Source organism: Kitasatospora putterlickiae (genome assembly GCF_039527695.1).
Classification (GTDB): domain Bacteria; phylum Actinomycetota; class Actinomycetes; order Streptomycetales; family Streptomycetaceae; genus Kitasatospora; species Kitasatospora putterlickiae.
In genome coordinates this window covers 865-7,070 of the sequence record NZ_BAAAKJ010000259.1, presented here as the reverse complement: position 1 = coordinate 7,070, position 6,206 = coordinate 865, and the positions used below count along the sequence as shown (strand labels likewise).

Sequence of the window (6,206 nt, the reverse complement as noted above, 5' to 3'; positions counted from 1 at the left end):
GACGAACTGCGAACACTCGCGGGACTCGTCGGCGTCGAGGATCCGAAGGTCGTCCGCGATCTGCTGGGCGGAGCGGGCAACAGCGCCCTCGCCGTTGCGCTACGTCTCCAGGGCGGCGCGTCCGGCCTGCACGGGATCAACGTCTCCCCGGCCCAGATCGAGGCCGCGCGCAAGGCCTCGGCGGAGACCGGTATGAGCCTCGACCTCATCCTCGCCATCATGTGGCAGGAGCAGCAGTGGTACCAGAACTACGAGCCCAATCTGGACGGCCCCCTCACCGCGGCCGGGCGGCGGGCGAACTGGGCGAGCGAGGAGACGTTCAAACCGGACAAGTCCCTGGGCATCACCCACATAAAGCTGGCCACCGCCCGCGGCGTCATCAACGAGTTCCCCGGCAGCTTCCCCGGGCTGGGCCGGCTTTCCGACTCCCAGCTCGCCAAGTACATCGAGGAGAACCCCAACGAGGACATCCGGCTCAGCGCGTACTACATGAAGCAGCTCCAGAAGAGTCCGCACGGAGCGACGACCGACAAGCAGTTGTTCATGCTGTACGCGGCCGATACGCCCCAGGTGCGGGACTCCAACGCCCGGTACGGTGACGACAGTGCGCAGCGCAGGGCCGCGATCAAGGACCGGGCGGACAACTGGGACCGGCTCCAGGAGGCTCTCAGGGACGCGAACGCCTGGAACGGCCTGCCGGAGAGCGAGCGCCGCAAGGCGCTCGACGTCCTCGCCGCGCAGACCCCGTACGATCGCGAGGTGGACCTCAATCCGCTCTACACCGGTGCCGGTGTCTCCTCCAGCACGTACGGGACCGCGCCGTTGCCGCCGAACCGGGCACAGTTGCCGCCGGCACCGGTTCCCGTGTCACCCGTGAAGCCGCCGGCCGTGCCGGAACCGCGGCCGGGCACGCCGCCGACTCCCCCGAGGTGAACGGGTTCTCGCGGCGGGTCTGGTGGGCGTTGGTGGTGCCCGCGGCGGCGGCGGCCGCTTGCGGCGGCGGCCCGCCACCGCAGGTGCCGCTGCCCTCCGAGGTGCCCGCGACCTCTCCGTACGGCACCGCCGGCGAGTTGGTCTCCGCGCTCGCGCGTGGCGGCGTCCCCTGCGCGGTCACGCTCAGCAACACGCGCCAGGACGGAAGCTCCGATGCCGACTGCACGGCGGTGATCGACGGTGTCTCGTTCGAGAACGCGATCAGCGCCTTCGGCCCGTCGGTGACACGGGAGGAGATCGGCACGTCCGTCGACCACCGGCGTGGTCAGGGGCAGACGCTCGTCGCCGCCGGGAACTGGTACGTCCATGTGCGCGATCCGGCGTTCGCGCCGCAGGTCGCGAAGGCCCTGGACGCGGTCGTTCTGCCGGGCATCGGGATCGCCGCGCCTTCCCGCTCGCTGCCTGCCATCCCCGCGGCGCCGCGTTTCGACAGCGTCCAGCACCTGGCGGAAGCGCTCGACGGGACGGTCGGATGCACCGACCGCCAGGACAGCGGAGCCGGACAGGTGACCTGCCGGACGGGCGCCAAGATCGGCCGGACACCCAACTGCGCGGTACTGCAGCTCCACGCGGACGACACGGCACGGGACAAGGCTATCCGCAGCGAGATCTCCCACCCCGGCGCTCCGGCCTCACTGGTGACGGCGGGCAACTGGACCGTCAATCTGTGCGACTACTCGCTCGCCGACCAGGTGGCCCGCGCACTGGGCGGGGCGGTGGTCGCGTACGACGGGAACTGAGAAGAAGACGTCAGCCGGTGTGGCGGGGTCGCCGAGGAGCTCGGCGACGACCTGGGAGATCGGGTCGTCCTTCTCCGGGAACTCGTTGTCTTCGTCCGGGCCTCAAAGGGGGGATCACATCGGTCCCGCGCCCGGCGACCGCGCCCGCCCCGGCCGCCGGCTGTGGGTTCGGGGCTGCCATGACGAGGCTCCAGGCTGTTGAATGTGGCGTTGCGTTTCCGGGTCTGGCTCGTTGACGTTTCCCCGGTCCCGTACCGAGTACGGGGACGAACCGCCTGTGCTGGAGGCATACCTCGCGTGGCGCGAGGGCTATGGCGCGGACTATCCGACACCGGTGGTACCCCTGCCGACCTGGGGCTGCGCGATCTGGTCGCTCGTTGACCTCAGCACTACCGAGGGACGGATGTGGGGCTGGGACCCGCACGGCTCGTGCCTGTGCCACTCCCCCTTCCCCGAAGCGCTCACCCTGTCCGGGCGGCTCACCGGATGGCTGGACGGCCGGGAGGACTTCCCGGATCCGCCCAACCGAACCGACTGCCCGGACTGCTGACGCGACGCCTTGGCGGCCGTGTTGACATCGCCTCGCAGATCGATCACCACTGACCCCGCCCCACCTGAGGCGCGCCTCGCACGCCCTGAGCGTCCTACCCGCCTGGCCGCGGCACTACATCGTGTTCCTACGGCTGCTGTTCGTCCTCGCCGACACCGGCGAGCGCGCCGCCCGGCAGCGCATCCGCGACCTTCAGGCGGCGCGCTCGCCGGTCACCCGCTCGTGGCCGGCGCGGCCCGGCTGGACGGCCCCGGGTTCGAGCCGTCCTGGTCCCCGGTGTACCGGAAGATCTGGTTGCCGCCGTTGACACCCCAGACGGTGCCGTCGGCACCCGCGCCGATGTCACTCAGAGCGCCGGGGATGTTGATCCACGTGTCGGCGTCGTCGTTGGTGTACCAGTAGATGACGCTCCCCGCGTTCACACCCCACACTGTCGTCCTCGACCCAGCCGAGATGGCAGCGAGACCGCCCGCGACCTTCACCCAATCAGCCGTGTCGAAATCACCCTCCATTGACTGGTGTTGGCCGCCATCAGGGCGATGAGATGAACCGAAAAGGACAGAAGAACACTTCTTCCCCTGGGGCACACGCGGGGTCACGTCCCGCGACGTGGCGAGCTGACCGCGTCGGCTCCCCGGGGCGCGATCCCAAGCCGCCTGGCCCCCTCATCAAGGTGTGACTGCGGCATCGAGCCGCCCGTTGAAGTGCTGGGGTCCTCTCCAAGGTCGGAGGCCGGTGGGGAGCGGCCTGCGGTGTCGCGGTTGAGCAGGAGAGTCTCCGGTTGGCGCAGTCGGCGGGCGCCGGGTGGGGCCGAGATGAGACCACGGCGGCGACCCGCACTTGAGCGCCGAACTGGAGAGGCGCCAGATCGGTTACGTCCTCGCAGCCTCGCGCAAGCGGCCCATTCCCACACGCGGGCGTCTGATCTACAGCTTGAGCACTGAGCCGAGCCAAGCACGGGCCGGCCGCGGCGGTACCCGTAGGCCCCCAGGCGACTCGTCGGCCTCGGCAGCGGTAAGGGCGCTGAGCGCCCGCCTCGCGCGGCAGCAGGAGGCTCACGGTGATGAGGTGACGAGGCTGCGCAAGGCCCGGGAAGCCGCTCAGGGCGAGAACCTGGAGCTGCGTCGGTGCCTGGCCCGTCACGAAACCGATTGAGCGATGACGGCACTGCGCGAGGTTCAGCTCACAAAGACGCACTCCAGCCGGCTCCGGCCGCGACGAGCAAGGCGCCCTGGTGCAGGTCGAGACTGCAGGCGGCAGTGGGCGTCCCCACCTGGACGAGCGGGCCGGGGCCCTGGAACGCATCAGTGCGAAGACGGAAGGCATCTGGATCGGCACAGCCGACGGTACGCAGTCGCCAGGGCGCTGAAGAGTCGTCGTCGGTGTGGGGCGGCAGGGCGAGTTGGATCTGCGCGGCGGCCGGACGCTCTGTCTGGTAGTCGGTGTGTGCCGCTGTCCAGGCGGCCATGACGAGAGCTGCCTGTGGAGGCGTACCGGACACGGGTGGGCCGTCGGTGAGGGAGGGAGGTGTTCGTTCGGGAGCCCGGGGTGTCTCGATGATGTCCGGGCGGCCTGCGCGTTCTCTGAGGACGGTGGCGAACCAGCGGGTGAGGTCCGGGCCGCCATGGTCTGCCCAGGCTCGGATCACGTCCCGGAAGGCCGCCTCACGGTGACGGGCGCCGCGTTGCGACCCGGCCGCCAGGATCGCTTCGCCCGCTCCTGAGAAGGCTCGGCACAGCTTCAGCACGGGGATGTGATCCGCGCGGGCGGCGTAGCGCACCGAGCGGAGTTCCAGCATGGAGTGGTGCAGAAGGACGGCGGCAGCGTGCGCGTCGGGGTTCAGGTCTCCGCAGGGTGGCCGACGCGGGCCGCCTGACCGGCTGGCACGGGGAGGGGCGACCGCGTCCGCGCGTCGACCGGCGGTCGACAGGTGCCATGAACGGTCGTCCAGGCGGTATTCGCCACCGGCGGCGCGGAGCCGATCGCCCGGCCCCAGGGAAATCTCGATCTCCCGCACTCCGGCGTCCAGGATCACTCCCCGCGTATCGGAAAGGCCGAAGGCGATGTCGGTGACGCCGTCCAGCCACACGTCCAGCAGGGCTGGTGGCGCGGGCTCATCGACAGCGAACTTGCGGTTGGCGACCAATTGGAGAAAGGCGGTCAGACGAGGACCCGCACGCTCTACCTGCAGGTGGCGGACGGACGCCGTTGCCAGATCGTAGTCAGGGGCCAGCTCATCCACGTTCTGGCGCGTAAGCCGGTATTGCGGTGCCATGACGTGTCCGCGATAGTCGCGGCCTGGCGTGTGCGGCTCGGCCGGTGGTAGGAGCGCTTCGATGTCGTACCCGGCAATCGCGGCCTGCTCGGTCATCCATCCGCGCCGCCGCTCGCCGAGACCGGCCATCCACTCCAGTACGGTCATCGCCCGCCGCTCGCGTTTACGAGCGTTGGAGGTGCCTGCGGCCCAGAACAGCGGAAACAGATTGTTGTCCCACACATCCGACGCCGCGCGAATCGTTTCCCGGTCGAACAGGCGGACATCTGCCGCCGCCTCCGCCATCTGACCCAGTGAGCGGTCCAACAGTGCCGCCAGCAGGGACATGGCCGACGAGGGGCGCATAGGCGAGCGCGGTGCATCGGACGGTGGAGGGGCAGGTATGGCCACGTCGTGATCGTCGCACATCCTCGGATGCGCGGAGCTGGACGGTGTGGTCCGCGACGGGCTCCCGCTCGACGGATGTCTGCGGTCAGGACGCGGCCCCTGTCCGGGGCGCGGGCGGCACGGCCCGGCGGGGGTGGTCCGCTCGGGGCGCCGGGTCGCGGGAAGGCACAGGGGGTCCGTCCGTCCTCCGGTCGTGCCAGCTCCGTGTCTCGGCCCGCCCCTCGCGCGCCACGCTACCGGCCGGACGGCCGTGCCGCCCGGTGCCACAGGGGGGCCGGGCGGGCCGGTTCAGCGCAGTACCTCCAGCTCCGGCCAGTCGTCGCCGGGCCGGTCGAGGAAGCCGGTGGGCCGCCCCGTCAGGTACCGCGCGAAGAAGGCGGCGACGGCGGTGCGCTGGGCGGCCAGGGAGCGCCGGGGGTCGACGGTGCCGATGAGTCCGGCCGCGTCGGGGACCGGGAGGCGGCGGAGGAGCTGGGGCAGGAGGATCTGGAGGTCGGTGTACGAGCCGTGGGCGGCGTTCCGCAGCCGCAGGGCGTGCCGGGGGCCGGTGGACGCCGCCCAGCAGGAGGCCCAGCTCGGTTCGGTGCGCAGGGTCTTCGTACCGGAGGCCATCAGCAGGAAGGGCTTGGCGAGGCCGCTGTCGGCGACGGGTCCGAGGAGGGCGCCGTCGAGGTCGGCCGCCGCGCGGACGCGGGGCTCGTCGTGGGCGAGCTGGGCGGCGACGGAGCCGCCGAGGGACTGTCCGAGCACGCCGGTCCTGGCCGGGTCGGCGGCTTCGGCGAGCCCGTCCGGGAGCGGGTCGGTGCCGGTGTCGGGGCGGTCGCCGCGGGCGAGCCGGTCGAGTGCGCCGAGGACGAAGCGGGCGTCGGCCAGGCGGGCCCGGGAGTGCCCGGCGAGGAGGGCGGCGATGACCTCCGGGGTGAGGTCGTCGGGGAGCGGGAGGGCGCGTTCGACCCGGCCGCCGGGGAACTCGACCTGTTCGGCCTCGTACGTGGAGTCGAGCGCGACGACGAGGTGGCCGCGGCTCGCCAACTCCTCGACCAGGGTGGTGCCGAGGGCGCGCGAGCCGCCGTCGCCGGAGGAGAACAGGACCACGGGCAGCCGGCCGGCGCGGCGGGCGACGGGCGCGCCGGTGCGGGCGTGGGTCCTGATCCCCCGCCAGTCGGCGGCGCCGGCGGGGACACCGAGGGCCGGTGCGGAGTGGGCGTCCCAGTCGGCCGCCGCGGCCGGGGGCAGCCAGGGGGCCGTCGGGTGCCCGGCG

At 71.8% G+C, this 6,206-nt stretch carries 6 protein-coding genes; 3 read left to right on the top strand and 3 right to left on the bottom strand.

The features are described 5' to 3' along the window. The 3 genes from ABD308_RS26490 to ABD308_RS26480 all read left to right on the top strand — a co-directional run. A partial coding sequence (locus ABD308_RS26490) for a class I SAM-dependent methyltransferase (RefSeq protein WP_344339328.1) occupies nt 1–933 on the top strand: 933 nt, incomplete at its 5' end. A gap of 32 nt (nt 934–965) precedes the next feature. Next, nucleotides 966–1,733 (top strand): hypothetical protein, encoded by a 768-nt coding sequence (locus tag ABD308_RS26485; protein ID WP_344339325.1) that lies wholly within the window; start codon nt 966–968, stop codon nt 1,731–1,733. Nucleotides 1,734–2,136: 403 nt separating this feature from the next. Continuing rightward, nucleotides 2,137–2,283 (top strand): hypothetical protein, encoded by a 147-nt coding sequence (locus ABD308_RS26480; RefSeq protein ID WP_344339321.1) that lies wholly within the window; start codon nt 2,137–2,139, stop codon nt 2,281–2,283. A gap of 212 nt (nt 2,284–2,495) precedes the next feature. Here ABD308_RS26480 and ABD308_RS26475 read toward each other — a convergent pair whose 3' ends face one another. The 3 genes from ABD308_RS26475 to ABD308_RS26465 form a co-directional block, all read right to left on the bottom strand. After that, nucleotides 2,496–2,795 (bottom strand): tectonin domain-containing protein, encoded by a 300-nt coding sequence (locus ABD308_RS26475; RefSeq protein ID WP_344339318.1) that lies wholly within the window; start codon nt 2,793–2,795, stop codon nt 2,496–2,498. A gap of 671 nt (nt 2,796–3,466) precedes the next feature. Next, on the bottom strand, nt 3,467–4,885 hold the full coding sequence (locus tag ABD308_RS26470; RefSeq protein WP_344339314.1) for a hypothetical protein: 1,419 nt from the start codon (nt 4,883–4,885) through the stop codon (nt 3,467–3,469). Between the two features lie 348 nt (nt 4,886–5,233). Then, on the bottom strand, nt 5,234–6,206 hold a 973-nt coding region (locus ABD308_RS26465), incomplete at its 5' end, for an alpha/beta hydrolase family protein (protein WP_344339310.1).